At 63.4% G+C, this 26,176-nt stretch carries 24 protein-coding genes; 17 read left to right on the top strand and 7 right to left on the bottom strand.

All coding sequences use genetic code 11. The features are described 5' to 3' along the window. Window positions 1-2 precede the first annotated feature (2 nt). The 14 genes from QNA11_RS03205 (at window position 3) to QNA11_RS03140 (ending at window position 10,289) form a co-directional block, all read left to right on the top strand. Entirely contained in the window at window positions 3-203 is a 201-nt protein-coding gene (locus QNA11_RS03205) for a CCE_0567 family metalloprotein (RefSeq protein WP_202073366.1), read from the top strand. Then, window positions 204-521, top strand: coding sequence for a ferredoxin III, nif-specific (fdxB, locus tag QNA11_RS03200; RefSeq protein WP_202073367.1), 318 nt, complete (start codon window positions 204-206; stop codon window positions 519-521). A 3-nt stretch (window positions 522-524) separates the two neighbouring features. Then, on the top strand, window positions 525-1,184 hold the full coding sequence (locus QNA11_RS03195; RefSeq protein ID WP_283481947.1) for a nitrogen fixation protein NifQ: 660 nt from the start codon (window positions 525-527) through the stop codon (window positions 1,182-1,184). Window positions 1,185-1,357: 173 nt separating this feature from the next. After that, window positions 1,358-1,678, top strand: a complete 321-nt coding sequence (locus QNA11_RS03190) for a HesB/IscA family protein (RefSeq protein WP_202073369.1) — start codon at window positions 1,358-1,360, stop codon at window positions 1,676-1,678. A 56-nt stretch (window positions 1,679-1,734) separates the two neighbouring features. Next, entirely contained in the window at window positions 1,735-2,730 is a 996-nt protein-coding gene (gene nifU / locus QNA11_RS03185) for a Fe-S cluster assembly protein NifU (RefSeq protein ID WP_283481946.1), read from the top strand. Between the two features lie 11 nt (window positions 2,731-2,741). After that, the gene (gene nifS / locus QNA11_RS03180) at window positions 2,742-3,944 is read left to right on the top strand and encodes a cysteine desulfurase NifS (RefSeq protein ID WP_202073371.1); all 1,203 of its coding nucleotides are present in this window, start codon (window positions 2,742-2,744) and stop codon (window positions 3,942-3,944) included. Window positions 3,945-3,953: 9 nt separating this feature from the next. Further along, window positions 3,954-5,093, top strand: a complete 1,140-nt coding sequence (gene nifV / locus QNA11_RS03175) for a homocitrate synthase (RefSeq protein WP_283481945.1) — start codon at window positions 3,954-3,956, stop codon at window positions 5,091-5,093. Then, window positions 5,090-5,833 (top strand): serine O-acetyltransferase, encoded by a 744-nt coding sequence (gene cysE / locus QNA11_RS03170; protein WP_281928078.1) that lies wholly within the window; start codon window positions 5,090-5,092, stop codon window positions 5,831-5,833. The genes nifV and cysE overlap by 4 nt, the downstream gene beginning before the upstream one ends. Continuing rightward, complete coding sequence (gene nifW / locus QNA11_RS03165) at window positions 5,830-6,165, top strand: nitrogenase stabilizing/protective protein NifW (RefSeq protein WP_202073374.1); 336 nt, start codon at window positions 5,830-5,832, stop codon at window positions 6,163-6,165. Before cysE ends, nifW begins: the two co-directional genes overlap by 4 nt. A gap of 15 nt (window positions 6,166-6,180) precedes the next feature. Continuing rightward, on the top strand, window positions 6,181-7,032 hold the full coding sequence (locus QNA11_RS03160; protein WP_283481943.1) for an electron transfer flavoprotein subunit beta/FixA family protein: 852 nt from the start codon (window positions 6,181-6,183) through the stop codon (window positions 7,030-7,032). 72 nt (window positions 7,033-7,104) lie between these two features. Then, window positions 7,105-8,199 (top strand): electron transfer flavoprotein subunit alpha/FixB family protein, encoded by a 1,095-nt coding sequence (locus QNA11_RS03155; RefSeq protein WP_283481942.1) that lies wholly within the window; start codon window positions 7,105-7,107, stop codon window positions 8,197-8,199. A 55-nt stretch (window positions 8,200-8,254) separates the two neighbouring features. Further along, entirely contained in the window at window positions 8,255-9,562 is a 1,308-nt protein-coding gene (locus tag QNA11_RS03150) for an FAD-dependent oxidoreductase (protein ID WP_283481941.1), read from the top strand. Between the two features lie 62 nt (window positions 9,563-9,624). After that, window positions 9,625-9,915, top strand: a complete 291-nt coding sequence (locus QNA11_RS03145) for a ferredoxin family protein (protein WP_165049071.1) — start codon at window positions 9,625-9,627, stop codon at window positions 9,913-9,915. Window positions 9,916-9,953: 38 nt separating this feature from the next. Next, window positions 9,954-10,289, top strand: a complete 336-nt coding sequence (locus QNA11_RS03140; protein ID WP_283481940.1) for a 2Fe-2S iron-sulfur cluster-binding protein — start codon at window positions 9,954-9,956, stop codon at window positions 10,287-10,289. Between the two features lie 339 nt (window positions 10,290-10,628). Here the strand turns inward: QNA11_RS03140 and QNA11_RS03135 are convergent, their stop codons facing one another. The 3 genes from QNA11_RS03135 to gltX form a co-directional block, all read right to left on the bottom strand. After that, complete coding sequence (locus tag QNA11_RS03135) at window positions 10,629-12,110, bottom strand: YcjX family GTP-binding protein (RefSeq protein WP_283484152.1); 1,482 nt, start codon at window positions 12,108-12,110, stop codon at window positions 10,629-10,631. 143 nt (window positions 12,111-12,253) lie between these two features. Next, entirely contained in the window at window positions 12,254-13,540 is a 1,287-nt protein-coding gene (locus QNA11_RS03130; protein WP_283481939.1) for a citrate synthase, read from the bottom strand. 266 nt (window positions 13,541-13,806) lie between these two features. Beyond that, on the bottom strand, window positions 13,807-15,225 hold the full coding sequence (gene gltX / locus QNA11_RS03125) for a glutamate--tRNA ligase (protein ID WP_283481938.1): 1,419 nt from the start codon (window positions 15,223-15,225) through the stop codon (window positions 13,807-13,809). A 391-nt stretch (window positions 15,226-15,616) separates the two neighbouring features. Between gltX and QNA11_RS03120 the strand changes: the two genes are divergently transcribed. Further along, on the top strand, window positions 15,617-16,927 hold the full coding sequence (locus QNA11_RS03120) for a leucine-rich repeat-containing protein kinase family protein (protein WP_283481937.1): 1,311 nt from the start codon (window positions 15,617-15,619) through the stop codon (window positions 16,925-16,927). Window positions 16,928-17,090: 163 nt separating this feature from the next. Here the strand turns inward: QNA11_RS03120 and QNA11_RS03115 are convergent, their stop codons facing one another. From QNA11_RS03115 to QNA11_RS03105, 3 genes are all read right to left on the bottom strand, one after another. Continuing rightward, window positions 17,091-18,215, bottom strand: coding sequence for an outer membrane protein (locus QNA11_RS03115; protein WP_283481936.1), 1,125 nt, complete (start codon window positions 18,213-18,215; stop codon window positions 17,091-17,093). A gap of 227 nt (window positions 18,216-18,442) precedes the next feature. Beyond that, entirely contained in the window at window positions 18,443-21,148 is a 2,706-nt protein-coding gene (locus QNA11_RS03110) for a DUF3772 domain-containing protein (RefSeq protein WP_283481935.1), read from the bottom strand. Window positions 21,149-21,210: 62 nt separating this feature from the next. After that, window positions 21,211-22,284 carry a lysine-2,3-aminomutase-like protein gene (locus QNA11_RS03105; RefSeq protein ID WP_283481934.1) on the bottom strand — a complete coding sequence of 358 codons (1,074 nt, stop codon included), beginning with the start codon at window positions 22,282-22,284 and terminating at the stop codon, window positions 21,211-21,213. Between the two features lie 190 nt (window positions 22,285-22,474). Here QNA11_RS03105 and QNA11_RS03100 point away from each other — a divergent pair, with 190 nt between their 5' ends. After that, entirely contained in the window at window positions 22,475-24,055 is a 1,581-nt protein-coding gene (locus tag QNA11_RS03100; protein ID WP_283481933.1) for a Y4lR C-terminal helical domain-containing protein, read from the top strand. A gap of 251 nt (window positions 24,056-24,306) precedes the next feature. Here QNA11_RS03100 and epmA read toward each other — a convergent pair whose 3' ends face one another. Beyond that, complete coding sequence (gene epmA / locus QNA11_RS03095) at window positions 24,307-25,347, bottom strand: EF-P lysine aminoacylase EpmA (protein ID WP_283481932.1); 1,041 nt, start codon at window positions 25,345-25,347, stop codon at window positions 24,307-24,309. Window positions 25,348-25,490: 143 nt separating this feature from the next. On the opposite strand from epmA, the gene efp reads away from it, so the two are divergent. Continuing rightward, complete coding sequence (efp, locus tag QNA11_RS03090) at window positions 25,491-26,060, top strand: elongation factor P (RefSeq protein ID WP_202073551.1); 570 nt, start codon at window positions 25,491-25,493, stop codon at window positions 26,058-26,060. Window positions 26,061-26,176: the final 116 nt, after the last annotated feature.

Raw genomic sequence — 26,176 nt, 5'->3', positions numbered from 1 at the left:
GAATGAGCAGCGTCGATGAATTGAAGGCGGAGATCAAAAAGCTCTCGGCCAAAGCGATGAACATGAAAATGAACCTGCACGACCTCTCGGAGGAGCTGCCGGTCAATTGGACTACCATCATGTCGATTGCGCAGGAGACTCATGACGCCTATGCGGCGTTGGAGGCGGCGCGCAAAAAACTCAAGGAACTCGAGGCTGCCTAAATGAGCGAGTTCAAGACGCGAGACGGCTCGCCTTATACGCCGCTCTATCTCACCGACATCAACGCCGAGACGTGCATCGGCTGCGGACGTTGCTTCAAAGTCTGCCCGCAAAGCGTGATGGCGCTTTACGGCGTCAATGACGAGGGTGAAATCCTCGGCATTGTCACCGAGGATGACGACGATGATTTCGACGGCGATCTCAACCGCAAGATCATGAAGGTGGAGCACGCCGGCGCCTGCATCGGCTGCAACGCCTGCTCGAGGGTCTGTCCGAAAAACTGCCAGACCCATCTGCCCGCGGAAGAGATCGCGGCCTGACCGATGAATATGCTCGCGCCCCCCCATCGACAAATGGCGGGCGCGCGCCCTTTACCGACGGCCGAGCAGATTTACTGCGCCATCCGCGCAGACGCCACCAATCTCGCCGCAGCCGATCCTTTTACCGCGCATGTCCTCGGCTGCGCGCTGACCATCGGCCTTTCCGAGGCTTTGGAGCGTGGAGATACGCTCTCTTCCGGCCTCGGGCTCGACCGCGCCAGCCTCGAAGCTTTGACAACGCAATGGGCTCCGGGCGCGCGGCAATTTTTCGACCTCCGAGCCGAACCCGAAAAACTCGATCTCGACGAAGAAGAGACTCAGCTTCACGAGCTGCTCGCCCGCTTCAAATCGGACACGACGCCGCTCTGCGCCTGGATGATCTCGATCGTCGCGCGTCGCGCCATGTCGCCGCGCCACCTTTGGCAAGATCTCGGCCTGATCGAGCGCGGCGAGCTCACCAAGCTGATGGCGCAGTGGTTTCCGGCGCTTGCGGCGGCCAATGTCGACAATATGAAATGGAAGAAATTTTTCTACCGCAAGCTTTGTGAACTCGAGGGCTTTTCGCTCTGCGCGGCGCCAACCTGCCGCGAATGCGGCGATTTCGACAATTGTTTCGGCGCGGAAGATGGCGCGAGCGTGCTCGCGCGTCTGTCACAGCGCTGATCCTCCCCCGACGCATTCCACCGAGCGCCTGAAACAGCTTTGTCAGTTCTCTGACAATGTCTGCATTACAGACAAGCAAGGTCATAAAGACCCTTTGGATTTCCATAAGATTCAGCGCTGGCACATCGGTTGCTTTTCCCTTGTCAGACAATCTTAACGAGGGAGCTGTCGCGATGATCGAGCTGACGGATAGCGCGGTGACGGCGGTAAGGTCGGCTATTGCCGGCGCCGGCCAGGAAGTTGAAGGCCTGCGTATCATGGTGGAAGCCGGCGGCTGTGCGGGCCTGAAATACTCAATGGGTCTCGTCAATGAAGCGGACCCCAACGACCATATCTTCGAGAATGACGGCGTGAAGGTCTATGTCGAGGAAGGTTCGCTCGTCTATCTCGACGGCACCAAGATCGACTTCGTCATCGGCCTCGAAGGCTCTGGTTTCACCTTCGACAATCCGCAAGCCAAATCGAGCTGCTCCTGCGGCAAGTCTTTCGGCTGAACCCGCGACATCTCGACGGATCAGACGCGACGCGGGAAGCGCCCAGGAGGCTGGCGATGTGGGATTATTCTGACAAGGTCAAGGACTACTTCTTCAATCCGAAGAACGCCGGCGTTCTGGGCGAGGCCAATGCTGTCGGCGAAGTCGGCGCAATCTCTTGCGGCGACGCGCTGAAGCTGATGCTGAAAGTGGACCCGGAAACGGAAACCATTCAGGACGCGAAGTTCCAGACCTTCGGATGTGGTTCCGCCATCGCCTCCTCCTCTGCGCTTACCGAGCTTATCATCGGCAAGACTCTGGAAGAGGCCGTCTCCATCACCAACCAGGACATTGCGGATTTTTTGGGCGGCCTGCCGCCGGAAAAGATGCATTGCTCGGTGATGGGCTATGAGGCGCTGCAGGCGGCGATCGCCAATTTCCGCGGCGAGGAATGGCACGAAGACCATGAGGAAGGCGCCCTCGTCTGCAAATGCTTCGGCGTCGACGAAGGCGTCATCGAACGCGCGATCCGCATGAACAAGCTGACCTCGATCGAGCAGGTCACGGATTACACCAAGGCCGGCGGCGGCTGCCTCACCTGCTTCGACAAGCTCGAAGAGCTTCTCGCCAAGGTGAATGGCGAACTCGTCGCGGAGGGTCTTCTTGCCGAACATGCGGCCTATCGCATCGGCGGCTCCGACGCGGCCGAACTCAAGGCCAAGGCGAAAGCGAAGAAAGAGGCTGAAAAGGCGCCGGTGCGAGAAGTCGCCGCAGCGGCGACTTCTCCGATCGCGCCCTCTTCTCCCCTGCCGCCGCCTTCCGCCGGCATGACCAATCTCAAGAAGATCCGTCTGATCGAAGAAGCGATCGAGGAGCTTCGGCCGTATCTGAAAAAGGACGGCGGCGACTGCGAGCTGATCGACGTCGACGGCAATAATGTGATGGTCAATCTCAAGGGCGCCTGCATGGGCTGCCAGATGGCGAGCGTCACCATCTCCGGCATTCAGGAACGCCTGATCGCCAAGCTCGGCATACCGATCCGCATCATTCCCGTGAAGAACAACGCTCATTGAGGGGGAAGACCATGCGTCCAGTCTATCTCGACAATAATGCGACGACGCGGGTCGACCCGGTCGTGGTCGACGCGATGCTCCCTTTCTTCACGGAGCAATTCGGCAATCCGTCCTCGATCCACTCTTTCGGCGCCAGCGTCGGCGTGTCTGTGAAGAAGGCGCGGCAGCAATTGCAGCAATTGCTCGGCGCCGAGCACGATCACGAGATCATCTATACGGCGAGCGGCACGGAAGCCGACAATACCGCCATATTGTCGGCGCTGGAGGCGATGCCCGGCCGTGACGAGATCGTCACCAGCGCAGTGGAGCACCCGGCCGTTCTTGCGCTGTGCCAGCACCTTGAAAAGATCGGCCGCGCCAAGGTTCATTATATCGGCGTCGACTCGCTCGGGCGGCTCGACATCGAAGCCTATCGCAACGCGCTTTCCGACAAGGTCGCTCTCGTCACGCTGATGTGGGCGAACAATGAAACCGGCACGCTCTTCCCGGTCGAAGGACTTGCGGAGCTCGCCAAGGAGCATGGCGCTCTGTTCCATACCGACGCCGTGCAGGCCGTCGGCAAAGTGCCGATCGTCCTGAAAGGCAGCGCGATCGACATGCTGTCGCTTTCCGGCCACAAGCTGCATGCGCCCAAGGGCATTGGCGCGCTTTACGTCAAGCGGGGCACGCGCTTCAAGCCATTGCTGCGCGGCGGGCATCAGGAGCGCGGACGCCGCGCCGGCACAGAGAATGCGCCGGGCATCATCGGACTCGGCAAGGCGGCGGAACTGGCGATCGAGCATATGGTCGACGAACAGACCCGCGTGAAGGAGCTGCGCGACCGTCTCGAAAAGGCGATCTTGCAGCGCATTCCCAACTGCTTCGTCAATGGCGACCCGCGCGAACGCCTGCCGAATACGAGCAATATCGCCTTCGAATATGTGGAAGGCGAAGCGATCCTGCTGCATCTGACCCGCCAGGGCATCGCCGCCTCGTCGGGCTCCGCCTGCACTTCGGGGTCGCTCGAGCCGTCGCATGTGATGAAGGCGATGAATGTGCCCTTCACGGCGGCGCATGGCTCCATTCGCTTCTCGCTCTCGCGCGACAATGTGCCGGAGGATGTCGATCAGGTGATCGAGGCGCTGCCGAAGATCCTCGAAAAGCTGCGCGAACTCTCGCCCTTCTGGGATGGCGCGAACAAGGACCCCAAAGATTTCAAACCCGTCTATGCGTGAGTAGAAGCCGTGAACGTCGACCACCCCCGCGTCTTTATCAATGACACGACGCTCCGCGACGGTGAGCAGGCGCCGCGCGTCGCCTTCACGGCGCGCGACAAGGTTGCGATCGCGAAAGCGCTCGCCGCCGCGGGGGTGGATGAAATCGAAGCCGGCACGCCGGCAATGGGACGCGATGAAATCGACGCCATCGGCGGCGTGGTGGCCGAAGGTCTTTCCTGCCGCGTGATGGCCTGGTGCCGGTTGAATAAGAGTGACGTCGATGCTGCTTTGTCGGCCGGCGTCGCGCATGTGAACATCTCCGCACCCATGTCGCGACTGCAGATCGGCGTCAAGCTCGGCGTCGACGTCCCGGCTGTGGCCGAGCGCGTCCGCTCGATCGTTTCCTACGCTTGTGAGCGGGGTCTCACAGTGGCGCTCGGCGGCGAGGATTCATCCCGCGCCGATCCGCGCGACGTCGGCGTCATTCTCCGCGCCGCGCAGCAAGCCGGCGCCTGGCGCTATCGCTTCGCCGACACGCTCGGCCTGCTCGAGCCGTTCTCCGCCTTCGAGGCGATTTCCAATGTCCGCGCCGAGACGGATTTGCCCATCGAATTCCACGGCCATGACGACGTTGGCCTTGCGACCGCCAATACGCTCGCGGCGATCCGCGCCGGCGCGACGCATGCCTCCGTCACCGTGCTCGGCCTCGGCGAACGCGCCGGCAACGCCGCTCTGGAAGAGATCGCCGTCGCGCTCGGCCATGTCGCGCGAGGCCGCACCAATATCGCCGCCGATCAGCTCCCTGGCCTTTCCAAGCTCGTCGCCCGCGCCGCCCGCAGGCGCATCGGCCGCTCGAAGGCGATCGTCGGCGCCGACGTCTTTACCCATGAGTCGGGCATTCATGTCGCTGCGCTCTTAAAAGACGCGCGCACCTATCAGGGGATCGACCCTGCCCTGCTCGGCCGGCGCAACACTGTCGTGCTGGCCAAGCACTCGGGCGTCGCGGCGCTGAAAAGCAAGGGCGCGGAACTGGGTTTCGACATCGACCGCGACCTGGCGAATGCGCTCCTCGCGCAAATCCGCCAGCGCGCGAACGAGAAGGCGGCGCCAATGACGAAGCGTGAGTTGAAGAACCTCTTCAAGAGCGCATGTGGAGGCGCGCCATGAGTCTCGCCGCCTCAGCGCCGCTGACAACCGCCACAACACCGACGCTTTTCGTCAAATTGCGCGGCGACGTCTCCTGCGTTCTGAGCAGAGATCCCGCGGCGCGCAATTCGCTCGAAGTCGCCCTGCTCTATCCGGGCGTTCATGCGATCCTGTTTTATCGCATCGCCAACAGCCTTTGGCGCCGCGGCGTCAAATTCCCGGCGCGCTTTCTCTCCTGGTTCGCACGGCTGATCACCAATATCGACATCCATCCCGGGGCGACGATCGGCGAGCGTCTCTTCATCGATCACGGCGCTGGCGTGGTGATCGGCGAGACGGCGGTCATCGGCGACGATGTGACGCTCTATCACGGCGTCACCCTCGGCGGCACGTCATGGGCGCCGGGCAAGCGCCACCCAACGATCGAAAGCGGCGTGCTCGTCGGCGCCGGCGCGAAAATCCTCGGGCCCATTACGGTCGGCGCCCGCTCCCGCATCGGCGCCAATTCGGTCGTCATCGAAGACATTCCGCCCGAGATGACGGTCGTCGGCATTCCCGGCCGTATCGTCAAAGTGGAGCGGCGCCGCTCGGGTCCGGACGGCCGCATCGACCTCGAACATCATCTCATTCCCGATCCGGTCGGCGACGCCATTTCGGTGCTGATCGACCGGCTCGACTTCCTCGAAACGCGCCTCGCGCATCTGCAGGCGCGCAAGAACGAAACCCTTTCGAAGACCAGTGAAAAGGAGACGACGCCATGAGCGTGTTCGACGAATTGCGGAAGCTTCACTCCGCCGAAGACTTCTTCGAAGCGCTCGGCGTCGACTACGACCCGGCGGTGGTGCGCGTCGCGCGCCTCCATATTCTGCGCCGCATGGCGGAATATCTCTCCAAGAACGACTTCGACGGCGTCCCCGACGAAGAAACGCGGGCCGCCTGCAAAGAGACGCTCACCAAAGCCTATGAGGATTTCGCGGCCTCTTCGCCCATCGCGGAACGCGTCTTCAAGGTCCACAAGGACGCCGTGAAGCCGAAGGAGGAGCCGGCGAAGCCGTTCGTTCCCTTGACCACGCTGACCGTCGCCCGGAGCTGAGCCAGGAAAAGAAACATGAAAATCCTCGTCTGCATCAAGCAGGTTCCGGATAGCGCGCAGATCCGCGTTCATCCCGTGACCAATACGATCATGCGGCAGGGCGTGCCGACGATCATCAATCCTTACGATCTCTTCTCGCTGGAAGAGGCGCTGCGCCTGCGCGACAAATTCGGCGGCGAAGTGACCGTGCTGACCATGGGCCCGCCCATGGCCTCGGAGTCGCTGCGCAAGGCTTTGGCGATCGGCGCCGACCGCGCCGTGCTGCTCACCGACCGCTTTTTTGCAGGCTCCGACACGCTGGCGACGACCTATGCGCTGGCGCAGGCGATCCGCAAGATCGAGCAGACCTTCGGCAAGCAGGACATCGTCTTCACCGGCAAGCAGACGATCGACGGCGATACGGCGCAGGTCGGCCCCGGCATCGCCAAACGCCTGAACCTGTTGCAGCTCACCTATATCTCGAAGCTCGTCGACTGCGATCCCGAGAAGGGCGAAGTCGTCGTCGAGCGCCGCGCCGAGGGCGGCGTGCAGGTTCTCAAGACCGCCATGCCCTGCCTCATCACCATGATCGAGGGCTCCAATGAAGTGCGCCGCGGCGCCTTCAACGACGCGCTTCGCGCCGCCCGCGCCGAGATCGTCACCTGGAGCGCCAAGGACGCGGAGATCGAGGATCTCACCAAATGCGGTCTCAAGGGCTCGCCGACCATCGTGAAGAAGGTCTTCGCGCCGGCGCCGCGTTCGGAAAAGGCCGCTTTTGTCGAGCCCGGCAAGACGGCGGGCGATTCCGCCGATGCGCTGATCGCCTCCATCTTCGGACGCCATCCGGCGCTCGAAGCCGACATGACCAAACTCGCTTCCGGACTCTAGAGCGCGTGGCGAAAAAGTGGAAACCGGTTTTTTGCGCGAAGCGCGCTCGAAAATTCGAAACAGGAGCTGACGATGTCCCCCACGCCGCCGCCCGCCACTCGCGCTAGCGCAAAAAAAGAGCTGCCGGAGCATTTCCGCGGTTACAAGCATGTTTGGGTCTGCGTTGAACAGGAGCGCGGTGACGTTCACCCCGTCTCCTGGGAGCTTCTCGGCGAAGGCCGCAAGCTTGCCGACAAGCTCGGCGTCGAGCTCGGCGCGGTCGTGCTCGGCGGCCCCGGAGAAGGCACCAAGGAAGCCGCCGCCGAGGCCTTCCGCTTCGGCGCGGATGTCGCCTATCTCGTCGAGCATCCGGTGCTGACGGACTATCGCAACGAGTCTTACGCCAAGGCGGTGACTCAGCTCGTCAACGCCTATAAGCCGGAAATCCTCCTGCTCGGCGCGACGAATCTGGGCCGCGACCTTGCGGGCTCCGTGGCGACGACGCTGCTCACGGGCCTCACCGCCGACTGCACCGAGCTTGCGGTGGACGCCGACGGCTCGCTCGCCGCAACGCGCCCGACCTTCGGCGGCTCGCTGCTCTGCACGATCTACACGCTGAATTATCGCCCGCAGATGGCGACTGTGCGTCCGCGCGTGATGCCGATGCCGGAGCGCGTCGCCGATCGCGTCGGCCGCATCGTGCCCTTCACGCCCGAGCTCGACGAAGACTCGATCATCACCAAGCTGCTGCGCTTCATTCCCGACCGCGACTCCAACAAGAGCAATCTCGCCTTCGCGGATGTGGTCGTCGCCGGCGGCATGGGCCTGCAGAGCGCCGAGAACTTCCAGCTCGTGAAGAACCTCGCTGCCGTGCTCGGGGCCGAATATGGCTGCTCGCGTCCGGTCGTGCAGAAAGGCTGGCTCCCGGCCGAGCGCCAGATTGGTCAGACCGGCAAGACGATCCGGCCGAAGCTTTATATCGCCGCCGGCATCTCTGGCGCGATTCAGCATCGCGTCGGCGTCGAAGGCGCGGATTGCATCGTTGCGATCAACACGGACAGGAACGCGGCGATCTTCGATTTCGCGCATATCGGCATCGCCACGGACGCCATCCGCCTGCTGCCGGCGCTCACCGAAGCTTTCCGCGCGAGACTATCGCCCCATCAGCGTGATCGGCTCGCCGGCTAATGAACACTTCGAAATTGTCCGGCCTGGCGCCGGTTGCATGTGAATGGAGACTGCCATGATCGAAGAAAGATTCGACGCGATCGTGATCGGCGCCGGAATGGCCGGCAACGCCGCGGCGCACACCATGGCGTCCCGCGGCCTCAAGGTGCTGCAGCTCGAGCGCGGCGAGTATCCGGGCTCGAAGAACGTCCAGGGCGCGATCCTCTACGCCGATATGGTCGAGAAGATCATCCCGAACTTCCGCGAGGAGGCGCCGCTCGAGCGCCATCTCGTCGAACAGCGTTTCTGGATGATGGGCGATCGCTCCCATACCGCCATCCAATATCGCAACGACGACTTCAACGAAGACAAGCCGAACCGCTACACGATTGTTCGTTCGCAGTTCGACCGCTGGTTCTCGAAAGAAGTGCAGGCGCAGGGCGCGATCGTCATCTGCGAAACGACGGTGATGGAGCTGGTGAGCGACGCTTACGGCAAGGTCATCGGCGTGCGCACCGACCGTCGCGGCGGCACCATCTTCGCCGATGTCGTCGTGCTGTGCGAAGGCGTCAACGGCCTGCTCGGCACGCGCGCCGGTCTGCGTCCGTCGCCAAAGCCCGAGCATGTCGCGCTGGCTGTGAAGGAAATGCACTTCCTGCCGCGCGAAACGATCGAAGCGCGCTTCAATCTCCATGGCGACGAAGGCGTCGTCGTCGAGGCGGCCGGCGTCATCTCCAAAGGCATGACGGGCATGGGCTTCGTCTATACCAACAAGGAGAGCATTTCGGTCGGCATGGGTTGTCTGGTTTCGGACTTTGCTGAAAATAAAGATACGCCCTACGGCCTGTTGGAGGCGTTCAAAAACCATCCCTCGATCAAACCGCTGCTCGAAGGCTCGGAAGTGAAGGAATATGCCGCCCATCTCATCCCCGAGGGCGGATACAACACAATTCCGGAGCTTTTCGGCGATGGTTGGGTGGTTTGCGGCGACGCGGCGCAACTCAACAACGCCATTCACCGCGAAGGCTCCAATCTCGCGCTGACCTCGGGGCGCCTCGCGGGCGAAGCGATCTTCCAGATCAAATCCCGCAAGGACGCGATGACGAAGCAAAATCTGGCGCTTTACAAAAAGCTCCTCGACGACAGCTTCGTCATGAAGGACCTCAAGAAATACAAGGATATGCCGGCGCTTCTGCACGCCAATTCGCAAAATTACTTCCTGGCCTATCCGCAGCTCGTTTCGAAGGCCATGGAGAATTTCCTGCGCGTCGACGGCACCCCTAAGTTGGACAAGGAAAAGGCCACCATCGGCGCCTTTTTGAAGGAGCGCAAATTGTCTGGCCTGTTCGGCGACGCATGGAAGCTTGCGCGCGCCTGGCGCTGACGCATCGAGTTGGCGTTGTTCTTGCGTAATCGAGGAAAGAACATTCCGAGAGGAGAAATCCCATGTCCCTCGCCGCCCGAGTTGAGGAAAAACTCTACCAAAATCGCTATCTCGTGGACGCAGGCAAGCCGCATATCGCCATTCGTCCGCACGAAAAACCCTCTGAAAATCTCCTGGCGATGACTCACATCTGCCCGGCGGGCTGCTATTCTGAAACCAGTTCGGGACAGGTTGAAATCACGCCGGACGGCTGTCTCGAATGCGGCACCTGTCGGGTGTTGTGCGAAGCGTCCGGCGACATCACCTGGAACTACCCGCGCGGCGGTTTCGGCGTGCTGTTCAAGTTCGGATAGGAAACGCCATCCCCAATGTCACTTTCCAGTCGCCCTTGTTGCATAAGAATGTCACTGTTTATGCGATCGCGGGCGATACGTCGACGATCCTCTCCGTCGCCGATGCGAACAAGATTGCAATCCCGCATGATTGTCGCGACGGCGAATGCGGCTCCTGCCTGATCGAGGTGGTCACGCTTTCGGGAAAGACCATGGGCTCGCTTCTGACCGAGAAGGAAAAGGCCCAGCTCAAATCCCTCGGCAAAATCACCGCCGAGGAAATCCGCTTGGCCGAAGTGGAAGATGTGGCGCCAAAATACCGCCTTGCGTGTCAGTATATTGTCCGTGATCAAGATATTCTGGTGAAGTTCAGCGGCGAGCCGGGCGGCGCCTGACGCCCGAACCCCTGCGACGCTTCACGAGCCGGCGGTCACGCGACCGCCGGTTTATTGTTGGTGAACGCGCGTCGGGCAAAAGCATATAAACGGAGCCCGCCACCGTCATTGCGAGGAGCGCAGCGACGAAGCAATCCAGAGCCGCTGTAGCTGCCCTGGATTGCTTCGCTGCGCTCGCAATGACGGAGTTGTTTTTTATCGGGTTGGGTCGGCGTCATTCCCGACGCTCGCATAGCGAGCGATCGGGAATCCAGAGCAACCCGCGCTTTTGTGGCTCTGGATTCGACGCGAGCTGTTCAAAAGGAGGTATCAAACGGCCCCGCGCAAACTCCCGCAGCTTCAAACCAGCTTGTCGCCCACCAGGAACTCCATCGCGCGATCGAGCCTGATATGCGGAAGCGGCAAAGGCTCGCGGTCTTTTGCGACCTTGGCGACCGGCGGGCGAAATTTGAGGAAGCGAAACTCGGCTTCCTCCTCGTCGAGCGCCAAAGCGTCTCCGCGAAACACCGCTTTCGGATCGTCAGGTAATTCGCCGGGAAAGATTGCGCCTTCCGCGACTCCGTCGAAGACGTCGTCGCCGATGCGTTCGCCTTTGAGCGGCGTGCCAACGATCGCCGACAGCTTCTCACCTTCGTGGCGCACGACGGCTTCGCGCGTCGCCCGCACCGCGGCCATGGCGATCACGTCGATCTCCGCGCCGACCCCTTCCGCCCGCGCAATGGCGCGGCCGGTGAGATGGCGCAGGATCGCCTCCAGCCGGTCGTGGCTCGTATGGTGCAGATGGTCGGCCTTCGTCGCCGCAAACAGGATGCGGTCGATCTTCGGCCGGAAAATCGTCGAGAGCAGATTGGAGCGGCCGGTGCGGAAAGCGTTCAGCACGTCGGTGAGCGCGTTTTCGAGGTCGCGCACCGCCGCTGGGCCCGAGTTCAACGCCGCGAGCGCGTCGACCAAGACGATCTGCCGGTCGAGACGGGCGAAATGGTCGCGAAAGAAGGGCTTTACCACGTGAGTCTTATAGGCTTCGTAGCGGCGCTCCATCTCCCGCCCGAGGCTACGATAGGGCAGCTCCTCCCCCTCCTCCACCGGCAGCGGCGCGAAAGTCAGCGCGGGCGAACCTTCGAGATCGCCGGGCATCAGAAAGCGTCCCGGCGGCAGGGTCGAGAGCGCGAAACGCTCGGTCTTGGCGAGACGCAGATATTCGGTAAAGAGCCGCGCCAGCTTCTGGGCGGACTGCTCCGAGTAGCGCCCCTTGGGATCGACGCCGACGGTCGCGCCGCGCCATTCGGCGGCGATCGGGGCGCGCGCGGCCGCGCTCGCCGCCTTCAGCGTCTCATGCGACCATTGCGCATAGGATTTGCCGAGCAAGGGCAGATCGAGCAGCCATTCTCCCGGATAATCGACGATGTCGATGTCGAGATGCGCCGTCTCCTGGCCGATATGGCGCAGCGACCAGGCGTTGGATTTGAATTCGATGGCGACGCGCAGCTCCGAGATGCGGCGCGTCGATTGCGGCCAATGGCGCTCATCGCCGCTCGTCAGCGCTTCGAGATGCTCCTCATAGGCGAAGCGCGGCACGTTGAAATCCGGCTGCGGATCGAGATGGGCCGAAACGATGCGGCCTTCCGCCAGCGCGCGAAAAACCGGCAGATGCGCCTTGCGCCCGGCCGCCAGCGCGCGCGTCAGATGATGCACGAGAGAGGTGATGAAGACCGTCTTGCCTGAGCGTGACAGGCCGGTGACGCCGAGCCGCAGACGGGCGCCCGAGACGAAATCGGCGAGGCTCTCGGCGGCGACCCGGGTCTCGAACCAAAGATCGGACATTTGCGAGGAAGGCACGGCGGCTCCGGGAAGAGACGAGACGGAACCTCATCTAATCCAAGAGCCGCCAATTTGGGAGAGCGGACCGCGAGCCTTTAGGCTCGCATAGTCAAGAGCGAGCCTGAAGGCTCGCGGTCCATAAGCTCCTACCGCTTCGACATCGGCACATAATCGCGCCGCTTCTCGCCCGTGTAGAGCTGGCGCGGGCGGCCGATCTTGGAGCCGGAGTCCTCGATCATCTCCTTCCACTGGGCGATCCAGCCGACTGTGCGCGCCACGGCGAAGAGCACGGTGAACATGGCGACCGGGAAGTTCATCGCCTTCAGCGTGATGCCCGAATAGAAATCGATGTTCGGATAGAGCTTCTTCTCGATGAAATAGTCGTCGGAGAGCGCGATGCGCTCGAGCTCCAGCGCGACGTCGAGGAGCACGTCCTTCACGCCCAGCTCGTTCAACACCTCGCGCGTCGTGCGCTGCATGATCTTTGCGCGCGGATCGTAGTTCTTATAGACGCGGTGGCCGAAGCCCATCAGCCGGAAGGGATCGTTCTTGTCCTTGGCGCGGGCGATGAACTGCGGAATGCGATCCGGCGTGCCGATCTCGGAGAGCATCTTCAGCACGGCCTCATTGGCGCCGCCATGCGCCGGGCCCCACAGCGAGGCGATGCCCGCCGCGATGCAGGCGAAGGGATTGGCGCCCGAGGAGCCCGAGAGACGCACCGTCGAGGTCGACGCGTTCTGCTCGTGATCGGCGTGCAGGATGAAGATGCGGTCGAGCGCGCGGGAGAGGACCGGATTGACCTTATATTCCTCGCACGGCACGGCGAAGCACATGCGCAGGAAGTTCGACGTATAGTCGAGGTCGTTCTTGGGATAAACGAAGGGCTGGCCGATCGAATATTTATAGGCCATGGCCGCCAGCGTGGGGATCTTGGCGATCATGCGCGTCGACGCGACCATGCGCTCGACCGGATCGGCGATATTGGTCGAGTCGTGATAGAAGGCCGAGAGCGCGCCGACCGAGGCCACCATCACCGCCATCGGATGCGCGTCGCGGCGGAAGCCCTGGAAGAAGCGGGCCATCTGCTCATGCACCATCGTATGGCGCGTGATGCGATAGTCGAAATCGGCCTTTTGCGCGCCCGTCGGCAATTCGCCGTAGAGCAGCAGATAGCAAGTCTCGAGAAAGTCGCCGTGCTCGGCGAGCTGCTCGATCGGATAACCGCGATAGAGCAGCACGCCCTCGTCGCCGTCGATGAAAGTGATCTTCGACTCGCAAGAGGCGGTGGAGGTGAAGCCGGGATCAAAGGTGAACATCTCGGTCTCGGCGTAGAGACTGCGGATGTCCATAACGGACGGTCCCATCGTGCCTTCCATGACGGGAAGGTCGATGCTTTTGCCGCCCACTGAGAAAGAAGCCTTGTTGTCGGCCATTGCGCACCCTCGTTAGTCGGCCCGGACGCGCGGCGGCGCCGTGCCCCAGCCGCCGCGACGTTCTCTTATAAATACGTCGCGATGCCGGCAGGCCTTTGGTTTTTTGCACATCTAGGGCGGGGACGACCTCTTGTGCAGCGCAAAAAGGTTACCGCTACCGCGAAGACTGTCAAGCTTTGAAGCTCTTTGGGACAGGACCGCGGGCCTTCAGGCCCGCATTTCGAGCGCGCCTGAAGGCGCGCGGTCCATACCGTCAGTCCCTGCCGTCACGCACTCTGATCAGCGATGCGCGCCAGGCTCTCGTCGCGCCCGAGAATCTCGAGCACGTCGAAAATGCCGGGCGAGGTCGCGCGGCCGGTGAGCGCGGCGCGCAAGGGCTGCGCGAGGTCGCCGAGCTTCACGCCGAGTTCGACCGAAAGATCGCGCACCACGCCTTCCGTCGCCGCGGCGCTCCATTCGGTCAGCGCGGCGAGGTTCGGCCCCAGCGCGGCAAGGCGCCCCTTCGCTTCCGGCGAGAGGAGCTTTTGCGCCTTCTCGTCCATCGGCAGCGGGCGTTGCACGAAGAGGAAGCCGGCGCCGTCGACGAGCTCGTTGAGGGTCTTGGCGCGCGCTTTCAGACCCGGAAGCGCCGCGCGCAACTGGGCGCGCTTATGATCATCGAGGGCCGCCAGCACCGCCGCGCCGCCCTGGAGATAAGGCAGCGTGTCGACCAAAATCTGGAACAGCTCGTCGTCGGGCGTATCGCGCAGATAATGCCCGTTCATATTTTCGAGCTTCACGAAGTCGAAGCGCGCCGGCGAGCGATGCACCTGGGAGAGATCGAACGCCTCGATCATCTCCTCTTGCGTGAAGAACTCCTTGTCGCCCTGGCTCCAGCCCAGACGCACGAGATAGTTGCGCAGCGCTGCCGGCACATAGCCCATGGCGCGATAGGCGTCGACGCCGAGCGCGCCATGGCGCTTGGAGAGCTTGGCGCCGTCCGGCCCGTGGATGAGCGGAATATGCGCGAAGGCCGGCGTCTGCCAGCCCATCGCCTCATAGATGTGCTTCTGCCGCGCGGCGTTGGTGAGGTGGTCGTCGCCACGGATGATTTGCGTGACGCCCATATCGTGGTCGTCGACGACGACGGCGAGCATATAGGTCGGCGTGCCGTCGGAGCGCAGCAGGATGAAATCGTCGAGGTCCTTGTTGGGGAAGACCACCCTGCCCTGCACAGCGTCCTCGATCACCGTCTCGCCCGCCTCGGGCGCCTTGATGCGCAAGACGAAGGGCGCGCCGGCGGGCGCCTCGGCCGGATCGCGATCGCGCCAGCGGCCGTCGTAGCGCGGCGGGCGCTTTTCGGCGCGCGCCTTCTCGCGCATTTCCTCGAGCTCCTGCGGCGTCGCATAGCAACGATAGGCCAGGCCTTTCGCCAGCAGCTCATGCGCCACCTCGGCGTGGCGCGCCGCGCGCGAAAACTGGTAGATGGCGTCGCCGTCCCAATCGAGGCCAAGCCACTTCATGCCGTCGAGAATGGCTTCGATCGCCGCCTCGGTCGAGCGCTCGCGGTCGGTGTCCTCGATGCGCAGCAGCATCCGCCCGCCATGGCGCCTGGCGTAGAGCCAATTGAATAAAGCCGTGCGCGCGCTGCCGATATGCAGGAAGCCGGTGGGCGACGGGGCGAAGCGGGTAACGACCTCGGACATGGGGCGGCGATGATCCAGCGGAGCGAGCGCCCGTCATTGCGAGGAGCGAAGCGACGAAGCAATCCAGAGCGGCCATCACGGCCCTGGATTGCTTCGCTCCGCTCGCAATGACGGCGGGTCGCGAATTTCGAGAGCGCCCCTCTAGCACGCGCGTTCCTGCAATGCGAGCCTGAAGGCTCGCGGTCCAAAGCGCCCCGGACCGCGGGCCTTCAGGCCCGCACAGGCTGCTGACAAATTGGCGTCTTTGCTGACCCGAGATTAATTTTCTCTAGTGGGAAAAATCAGACGGAAGATCCTCCCGAATGTTGCCGGCGCCGGCGCGCTTCCATCGCTGCCGAGGAGACCGTAGGAAGGTAGGCGCCGTGGGGGAAAGTCGCCGCTAGAGGAAGTCGTGTCAGAATTTCAAAAGTCGGACCTGCAAAGTCTTCGTCGCGGCGATCTCGCCGGCATACGCGAGCTTCGTTTGCCGGGGCTGACCGAATTCCCGCGGGAGATCTTTGGCTTGGCTGATACGCTTGAGGTCTTGGACCTCAGCGGTGGCCGGCTTACTGAACTCCCCAATGACATGAGCCGCCTTCATCGGCTGCGCGTATTATTTTGCTCAGGCAATAACTTCGAGCGACTTCCCTCGGCGCTTGGGGATTGCCGCTCCTTGAGCCAGATCGGTTTCCGGGCGTCCGGGCTACGAGAAGTTCCCGAAGAAGCTCTGCCGCCAAAATTGCGCTGGCTGATCCTCACTGAAAACCGCATTGAGCAGCTCCCCGAAGCTCTTGGCGAGCGACCGCATTTACAGAAGTTGATGCTGGCGGGGAATCGGCTCCGCATTCTTCCGAGCAGTCTGGCCGATGCGTCGTCTCTGGAGCTGGTGCGGCTGAGCTCCAACCGCTTTGATGCGCTTCCACCGTGGCTTGTGCAGCTTCCCAGCCTCGCCTGGATTTCCTGGAACGGAAATCCTCTGCAGCGCGATTTGCCGCCCGCAGTCGCTGCGCCCGTTTTTTGGGCGGATCTCGACATCGGAGCGCGTCTGGGCCGAGGCGCCTCCGGAGAAGTGCATCACGGGCTTTGGCGAGCAGAGAAAGCCGGCGAGCCGATCTCTGTGGCGGTGAAACTTTTCCGGGGCGCCATGACGAGCGACGGTTCCCCTCTAAGTGAAATAACGACATGCTTGGCTGCGGGGGAACATCCTAACCTTACGGCGGCTTTGGGTCGTTTGGTGGATCACCCCGAGGGGAGAGATGGGCTATTGATGCCGCTGCTACCGGCTCATTGGCGCCCGCTCGCGGCCCCTCCAAACCTCACGACCTGTAGCCGTGATGTGTATTCCTCCGAATTGCGTCTAACACCGACGGCTGCCCTTCAGCTAGCGCGTGGCGTCGCGTCGGCCACTGCTCATCTGCATTCTAGGGGGTTACTGCATGGCGATCTTTACGCTCATAATGTTCTTTGGGACGGGCAAGACGGCGACGCGGCGCTTAGCGATTTCGGCGCGGCGTGTGTGCTTCCGGTCGGTGAAGAAGGGAGTCTTTGGCAACGAACCGAAGTCCGTGCCTGGGGTCTGCTTCTTGGCGAATTGCTAGAGCGGTGTACTGCTGCTTATGCAGAGCTGCTTAAACTGCAAGAGCTGGTCCACGCTTGCGTGCAACCACACACAGCGAGCCGCCCATCAATGGCGGATGTTGCTGAGTTCCTGAACGACATGTGACGCGATGGAAATGTTCAGCACCACCGACGGATGCGCCAATAGCGAACATTCGCCAAGCGTCTGATAGACTGCCGCATAGTAGAGCCAAGAGCGCAAACGAAAATGCCCAGCGCGAGGCCGGGCATTCGTCTTTTCCACACGGTAGGCCCCAAGCCAAGACCCATCAATACTTGGCGAGAACCGGAGCCGGCGGAGCGAACCAATTGAAATGATAGTTCACGCCCGCGCGGGCGATGACGCCATCGTATTTGATGCGAGTCACAGGCGCGTTAGCAGTCAGCAATTGGCCGGCTGAAACATTGACGCCGCCAAGGTTGATCGTAAATGGTGACACGAGGCTCACTGGGGTAGAGTAGATTGCCGCGCTGCCAAGATTATAATAAAGCGCCTCAACTTTCAGACTCCAATTGGGCATGAACATCCATTCCACGCCGCCGCCGGCTATCCATCCGACCCGCGTATTGGAGTAACTGGCTGCTCCCGGTATGTTTGGGATAGTATACGTGCCATTAAATTGCGAATAATTAAATGGCACTGGAAAAGCAGAGGCATTCAGCCCTGTCAGGACGGCCTGCGTTACACCGCCGTGAGTCGACGACCCATGAACGCCGCCAAAGGCGAGACCGCCCGTTCCATAAATTAGCATGGTGGGCGTGACGAGATAACCAAGACGACCACGAACGGTGCCCATCCAGTCCACGCCAGCGGTGACTTGTCCGAAGCCCAGAGCGCTGCGGGTAAGGTTGCAGCCAGCCCAGCAGGGCCCAGCGTTCGTAAGAGGGACCCCGCCGACAACAACAATGGGAGGGATACCAATTGGGTCCCGCCAAGCTATGTGGTCCTGCGACGCGCCGGTGTATGACCCGCTCCCTCGGATGGTGGATCCTTGAATATCGGCTTCAAGGCCGGCGACAAAGTTCTGGCCCCACTGGTAGTTGTAACCGATTTGGCCGCCGCCGATGAAGCCGCTCTGATTTACGTTGGCGACGCCGCTGTTCGCTAGCGCAGTGCTCCCATTAATGAGGCCGGTCCCTGGAAGCTGGTTCTTGGGGTCAAGATTATTAGCGGCGAAAGCCACAGCATCAAGCAGCGGCGCGCTAACAGTGGGCGCATTATTCGTGGCGCCCCAGCCTCCGCCAGCATTCAAGCCAGCATAGAACCCCGTCCAAAGAGCGGGGGGTGGCGACGGGGATAAGGGCGGAGCCTTTGCGCTGGGGAGGTCGGCGGCGAAGCTTGAAGTGGCGACTGCGAAGCTGAGGGCGGTCGCCGAAATCAGTGGTTTTGCCATCGGATTATCCTTTAAGCGGATGAGCTAAGAACGCATCCCCTAAACAAAGACGTCTTCCGACCGGGACAGTCCAGGCAAAAACTATGCTAAGTTAAAGCCGCAGCGGCCGTTTCTAGCGCAGTGTGACAAACCCGCCACGCTCTATTTTGCTCGATACAACCCAGGCGATTTGGTCAGTTGGCCGATTTAGGGTCATAAGCGGAAATTCGGCCCGACTAACTAACCCATTAAGCGTCGACCTTGTCGCTCTCCCGCTCCTCCGCCGGCGCCTGATCCACCGAGGAATCGTCCGGAGAAGAGAGCTGCACGATCCCCGCCTCGATCGCGAGCGCGCTTGCCGCGGCGGCGGCGGCGAGCTTGTCGAGCTCGGGAAGCTGCAGGATCGTCTTGGGCGGCGGCGCCGGCTCGGCGGCGATCTTTATTCCCGCCTCGCTGAGCCGGCGATAGAGGTCGAAATGCAGATCGCTGCGCACGCGCGAGGATTTCTCGACGTCCTCGACATAGCACCATAGCTCGAATTTGAAGGCGGTCGTCTCCATGCCGAGGAACATCACCTGCGGCGCGGGGATGCGCAGCACGCCCTCCTGCGCGCGTGCGGCGGCGATCATGATGTCGCGCATCTGCTCGGGATCGACGCCCGGATGCGGAGAAAGCGCCACCTTGATGCGCCCCACCCGATCGCCGCGCAGCCAGTTTTTCACGACGCCGGTGACGAGGTTGGAGTTCGGCACCACCATCGTCGCGCGGTCGAAGGTCTCGATCTCTGTCGAGCGCACATTGATCCGACGCACATAGCCCTGCTCGTCGCCGACCACGACCCAGTCGCCGACGCGAATGGCGCGCTCCCAGAGCAGGATCAGCCCGGAGACGAAATTATTGACGATGGACTGCAGGCCGAAGCCGATGCCGACCGACAGCGCGCCCGCGACGATGGCGAGCTTCTCGACGCCGATGCCGATGCTCGACAAGGAGGTCATCACCGCCGCAATGACGCCGGCATAGCCGAGCGTGGCGCTGATCGAGCTGCGCAGGCCGGTGTCGAGCCGGGTCAGCGGCAGAAGGCGCGTATCGAGCCAGCGCCGCAACCCCTGCGCCGCCGCCAGCACCAGCAGGAACAGCGCAACCGCGGTCAGCGCCGCCGACGGCGAAATGGTGACGTCGCCGATCTTGAAGGAGACGAATGAGCTCCAAAGATTGGCGAGAATGTCGTTCGACGAATAGCCGAAAGGCGCGATGGCGAGCAGCGCGGCGGCGCCCCAGGCGACGAGCGTCACAATGCCGGCGAGCAGCACGCCGACCGGCGCGAGCTGCTCCCGCTTGAGGCCCAACGCCTCGATCATGCCGCGGCCGAGCAGCCCCTCGGCGGAGAAAGCGTGCTCCACCCCGCCGGCCGACAGGACGACTGAGACATAGAGAACGAAGGCGACCGCCGCGATCCAACTGGCGTGAAGGATCATGAAATTGGCGAAGGTCACATAGCCGGCGACGCAGGCGCCGAGGATCAGAACGAGCATCAAGGCGCCCGACAGGCGCAAGGCGACGAGCCAGTCGCGCGTCTTTCCAGCGCCCGCCGAGGCTTCCCCTTCTCGCGGCGCGAGCGCCACGAGCCCCCAGAGCAGCAGGCCCGCGTGGATCATGACGCTCGTCCCAAGCGTCACGATGACGACGGGCATGCTCGCCTGCACGGTCTCCTCGATCTGCTCGAGGATCCGCGTAACGGAAAGGACGGCCGCCCCCAAGACGAAGAGACGAACGAACAATCTGGCGAGGCGGTCGCCGAGATCGATCACGCGCCAATCGGGATGCCCTGGCGCGAAAACGGCGCGGGCGACGCCATAGACGAAGGCGATGCGCGCGACCCCCTCAAAGAGCCGCTCGGCCAGGGGCTCGAGAGTCGAGTCGAGCAGATCATAGGCTTCGAGGACCGAACCCAAAGCCGCCGCGGCGGCGATCGGCGCGGCGGCGGCGACGAGGGCTGTCCAGCCGGCCGCCGCGGCGCGCCGCATCGGCGTCACTTTCACGCCGTCGTGATTGCGCCTCAGCACCCGGCGCGCGAGCAGGAGCGCAGGCGGCAGGGCCAGCAGGATCGCCAGAACGAAGGCGATCAGCGGCAGGCGACGCCCTTCCGTCCGGGCGACGAAATTGGCGGAGCGGTCGCGCAGAAAGGCTTCCGCCGCGCCGAAGACGCCGGGCGCGTCCCGGACGGCCTCCCGCCACAAATCCACCGAGAAGAGGCTCTTCGTGCGCAGGAAAACCGTCTTGGCGAAAAGCGCGCGCTGCCGCGCGACGATGGCGACCGTGAGCTGACGGGTTTCGAGCAGCAAAGCGCGGGCGCGCTTCAACGTCGCGTCCGTGGCGTCGTGGAGCTTGCGCTGCTCGTCGAGCTCGGCGTTCGCGCTCGCTTCCGCCGAAGCGGCCGGCTCCTCGGGCGCGGTCACAACGGGCGGCGGCTGCGATTTCACGGCGTCGGGCTTGGGCTGTTGGTTCGGCGCGCCAGACCGCGTGGCGGGCGCCGCCGCCGGCGCCTTCGTTTGCGCCGCCGGGGGCGGAGCAGCTTGCGGCGGCGCAGCCTGCATCTGGGCAGGCTGAATTTGAGGCTGCGCCTTGGCTGGCGCCGGCGACTCGGCCGCCTTGGTTTCCGCCGGCGCCAGCTCCTTGAGCCGCGCGTCAATGGCGGCGAGACGCGGCGTGAGCGCCTCGATAATATCCTCGAACTCCTGGCGCAGCGGCTCCGTCCGGTCGCGCAACTGGCGCAGGGCCCGGTCGTTCAGCGCCGGATCTTCCATGCTCTTTTGCGCGCTCTCCAAACTGGCGTGAGCGCGGTCGAGCCGGGCGTTGTGATGCTCGATGGTCGTCGCGGATTCATCGGCGCGCGCCATCGCCAAAGCGAGGGCGCTGAAACACAGCACAAGAATAAGCGTCAGTCTGCGCAACGCATCTCTCCAGAAGGCGAAACCGCGACAAAGCGCCGAATCGCGACAATCTTGAGGCGATCTTAGAGATCGTCGCGATAGAGATGCAGGCGCCCCGCCCGATCGAGGACGCGCCAGCTCCCCGCCCCGTCCGGCTCCAACGCCGAGACGGGAATTTTCCCGAAGCCGCCAGGAATATCGAGCACGTAGGAAGGCAGGCCTATCCCGGTGATGCGGCGCGCCAGCTCGGCGTGAAGGACCTTGCCGGCCGCAATGCTCGTGCGGAAGTGGCCCGTTCCGGGCGCGAGGTCGGGATGATGCAGGTAATAGGGCTTCACGCCCTGGGCGAGAAGCGCGCGCATGAGCTGCTCGAGGATCGCGGCGTCGTCGTTGACGCCGGCGAGCAACACGGTCTGCGACAGGAGCGTCGCGCCCGCCGCGCGCAAGCGCGCGATGGCCGTGCAGGCGCCCGCCGAAAGCTCCCGCGCATGATTGACATGCAAAGCGACATAAAGCGCCTTGCCGCTCTCCCGCAGCGCCGCGAGCCGCTCCGGCGTCACGAGATCGGGCGCGGCGGTCGGCGCGCGCGTGTGAACCCTCAGCACGGCGACATGCGGGATCGCCGCGAGTCGCCGCGCGACTTGCGCCAAACGACGGGCGGAAAGCATCAGCGGATCGCCGCCCGTGAGAATGACCTCGAAGATTTGCGGGTTGGCGGCGATGTAATCCAGCGCCGCCTCGACCTCGGCCTCGCCGAGCAGATCGCCCTTGCCCCGCCCGACGCTCTCGCGGCGAAAGCAAAAGCGGCAATAGACCGGGCAGACCGTGAGCAGCTTGAGCAGCACGCGATCGGGGTAGCGGTGCACGATTCCCGGCACGGGACTGCGCGCTGTGTCGCCGATGGGGTCGGTGAGTTCCTGCGGCAGGGTCACGATTTCGCGCGCGTCGGGCAGGAATTGCCGCGCGATCGGGTCGGCAGGATCGGAGGGGTCGATCAGCCCGGCGATTTCCGGCGTGACGGCGACGCTGTAGCGGGCTTCGACCTCGGCAAGCGCCGCGGCGCGCTTTGCGGGGATAAGCCCGGCGGACGCGAGATCGGCGACGGACGCCAATGTCCTTGCGGGCAGCGCCGGCCGCGGATCGTGTTGTAACGCCATAGCGGCCGGATTAAGCGCCGCGACGCCGTTCCGCAATAGTCGCTGGACCGCGCGCCTTCGGGCGCGCTCAAAAATGCGGGCCTGAAGGCCCGCGGTCCGCGAGGCGCCTCTACTTCGATGGGGAAAAGCCATCCGCAAAGTTGCGGGGCCTTTCTGCCGGCGTGACATTGGGCTTCCACGGAGAAAGCCGATGAGCCGCACGAAGAAAGCCGCTGGCGCGCCCAAGAACAAGGAAAGCGCGCCAGACAAGTCCGCGCAGTTGCAGGAACTGCTGAACAGCGTCAACCCGGAGGACCTCGCGGCTTTCCTCGAGGCGGCTGGCGGCGCTACCCGTGGCCCCGAGGACGCAGCCGATCTTTTCGACGAGTTCATCTCCGCCTGCGTCGAAGGGGACATGGACGACGCCGAAAGGGAGGATTTCTCGCATTCGCTCATCGACGCCCTCGTCGATGTGCGCATCCAGGCAAATGGCGGAGACCGCGCCGCCCGCCGCGAATTGCTGGAGATCTGCGAACTTGTCGAGGGCGCCGTTGAGGTGGAGGATCTGGCGGTCGACGACCTGATGCTCCTCGGGCGCGTCATGATCGAGGCGGAGCTGGAGGCGCCTGAGGCGCTGAAGCAGGCGGTCGTCGCGAAATTGCAGGACCAGCCGGCAGTCGGCGCAGTCACGGCCCTGGGAGCCGGCCTCGCCGAGCTGGTGGAGAAATCCGGTCTCGATCTTTTCGGCGCGCATGAGCAGTTGCGCAAGACTTTCGCGCTTTTCCCCTCGGAGGACGCCCTGCGCTGCCTGAGCGAAATTGCGTCTATCGGCCTACCGGTCATGGGAGGCGCAATCGCGGGCTTCGCCCTCCACAAGGACGCCGCACTCGCGCAAGCGGCGCTCGGCAATCTTGCCAGACGGGCGCAAGACAAGAGCCGGGACCGGCTGCTCGCGCGCATGCGCCCTTGGCTCCCGCCGCAGCGGCAGGAGTGGGTCGATGCGGCGATGAAGACCGCGCCCGAGATCGGCGGCGCCGCCAAGACCAATGTGAAGCTGCACAAATGCTACGCCTCGGTCTGCGACGCGACAGGCGCGCGCACGCTGGTCGCGGCGAAGAAGGAAGGCGCCAAATTTCAGGCGGCGCTCTTCATGCTGAGCGAAAAGGGCGTGGCCAACGTCATCGTGTCGGACCCCATGAGCAAGCACGAGCTGGATTTGCTGCTTCACGGCGCGTCGCTCGCGGCGCATCTGTCGGAAGTAAAACTCCCGCTGCTGCTGCTGATTCTATCGCTGGCGCTGGCGGAAAATCTCGCGGCGGGAACCCTGCCGCCTTTCGAGCTGGCCCATGCGGCCGAGACTTTCGATTTCCCGCCGCTGGCGCCGGAGTCGAGCACGCCGGCCGAGATCGTCGATCGCCTGCTTTCGGAGTTTCCAGCAACCGGCGCCGGGCAGGACGCCCTGGCCGCGGCGGACGCCCTCGCAGCGGCCTCTGACTACACGCAAGACTGGTTCGAGGCCGGGCCTGACATCGACGACATCTTCGCGAAGGTGAAAGGCAAGAAGCGCCGCGCCGAGGCCGTTCTGAAATCCTATCTGCCGGGCCGGCGCGATTTTTGGGCGCGCCAATGCGCGCTCACCGCTCTGTCGCTGCATGCGGAGAATCCGGTCGATCCGGTCTGGCGCGCGCTGGCGGTCGTGGGCCGGGACCTTGCCGCCGGCGCGCCGCTCGACGAAATCCCGCTGATGCGGATCATCGCGGAGCAAACGGTCGAAAATTACGTGGCCTCTTGAGAAAAACCGGACCGCGCGCCTTCAGGCGCGCAGACTTCTGACAAAGGGGCGTTGACGCCCCTGCTGCTGCGCAGGCTCCTCAGCATGAGGGGCTTTTGCATCTGCGTAAAACACTTAGGCCTCATCCTGAGGAGCGAGCGACGCTCGCGTCTCGAAGGACGAGGCCGCCTCGGAGGTTTATCGACAAACGCGCGCGCCTTCCGGCGCGCTTAAAAGTGCGGGCCTGAAGGCCCGCGGTCCGTAGGAGGGCGTCACGCCGTTCCCTGCGCCGCCACAGGCGTCCACAGCACCTGCTCTATTCTCTCCGCACCCGTTGCAAGCATCACGAGGCGATCGAAGCCGAGCGCCACGCCCGAGGCCGGCGGCATCTGGCCGAGCGCGGCCAGGAAATCCTCGTCGATCGGATAGCGCTCGCCGTAGATCCGCGCCTTCTCCGCCATCTGCGCTTCGAAACGGGCCCGCTGCTCGGCCGCATCGGTCAGCTCGGCGAAGCCATTCGCAAGCTCCACCCCGCACACATAAAGCTCGAAACGGTCGGCGAAGCGCGGGTCGTCCACGCGCGTGCAAGCGAGCGCGGCCTCGCTGGCGGGATAGTCGGTCAGAATCGTCGGTCGCTCGCTCCCGAGCTTCTCCTCGATCTTCTCGGACAAAATCTTGCTGAAGAGGTCCGACCATGTGTCGTCCTCCGCTACCCGGATACCGTCCCGCGCGGCGGCCTTCGCCAATCCCTCGCGATCGCCCAGGAGCTTTTCCAGATCGATGCTGGCATGGGTCGCAAAGGCCTCGCAGGCCGTGACGATCTCCGGCTCGGCGAAGGGGTCGCAAACCCGGCCGCGCCAGGAGAAATCGCGCGTCCCGGCCGCTCGCGCCGCGGCCGCCATCAGCCCGGCGCAGTCTTCATAAATACGCAAGGTCGGCTCGCCGGCGCGATACCATTCGAGCATGGTGAACTCGGGATGATGCAGCGCCGAGCGCTCGCGATTGCGGAACACCCGCGCAAGAGTGAAAATCCGCTCCTCACCCGCGGCCAGCAGCTTCTTGCAGGCGAATTCGGGAGAGGTATGGAGATAGAGCTGCGAACGCGCGCCGTCCTGCCCGATCATTTCCGTGGCGAAAGCGGTCAGATGGGTCTCATTGCCGCCCGAAACCTGCAGCGCGGCGGTTTCGACCTCGGCGAAGCCCTCCCCTTCAAAAAAACGCCGCGTCGCGGCCGTTATTGCGCCGCGCGCCTTGAGAAATGGCTTGCGATCGGCGTAAACATCCCGAGCCCACCAGGGCGAAACGCGCGTCATGAGGGCTCCGTTCGAAGGGGACCACGCGATCCGGCGGATTTGCCGACGCGCGCGAAATATGGTCTTACCCCGTTCATAGACCAGCCCGGCCGAGGCCGGCAATGAACGCGAGCCGGCGCGCCGGCAATGAAGGAACCGAACCTGTGAAAGTCATCGCCAGCTCGATTCGCAAGGGCAATATCATTGAGCGTGAAGACGGCAATCTCTATGTCGTGCTGACCGCCGAAAGCTTTTTCCCCGGCAAGGGCACGCCCACGACGCAGATCGACATGCGCCGCCTCTCCGATGGCGTGAAGGTTTCCGACCGTTACAAGACCACCGAGCAGGTCGAGCGCGCTTTCGTCGAGGATCAGGACTTCAGCTTCCTGTACAATGATGACGACGGCTATCACTTCATGAATCAGGAGAGCTATGAGCAGATCGCCGTGCCGGGCGACGTGATTGGCGATCAGGCGCAGTGGCTGCAGGAAGGCATGCAGTGCATCCTCTCCATGTTCAACGGCCTGTGCGTCGCGATCCAGTTGCCGCAGCGCGTGACGCTCGAGATCGTCGAAACCGAGCCGGCGATGAAGGGCCAGACGGCGTCCTCCTCCTATAAGCCCGCCAAGCTCTCCAACGGCGCCCGCGTGATGGTGCCGCCGCACATCCAGTCCGGCACGCGCGTCGTCATCCAGACGGAAGACGGCACCTACGTCGAGCGCGCGAAGGACTGATAACTGTCATTCCCGACGCTCGCGAAGCGAGCGATCGGGAATCCAGAGCCGAGCCGGCTATTTTTGTCCTGGATTCCCGATCGGGCCTTCGGCCCGTCGGGAATGACAAGCGTTCG

The organism is Methylocystis sp. JR02 (assembly GCF_030063565.1).
Lineage (GTDB): Bacteria > Pseudomonadota > Alphaproteobacteria > Rhizobiales > Beijerinckiaceae > Methylocystis > Methylocystis iwaonis.
The sequence above is the reverse complement of the archived record's forward strand: the minus strand, read 5'-3'. Positions and strand labels throughout refer to the sequence as shown.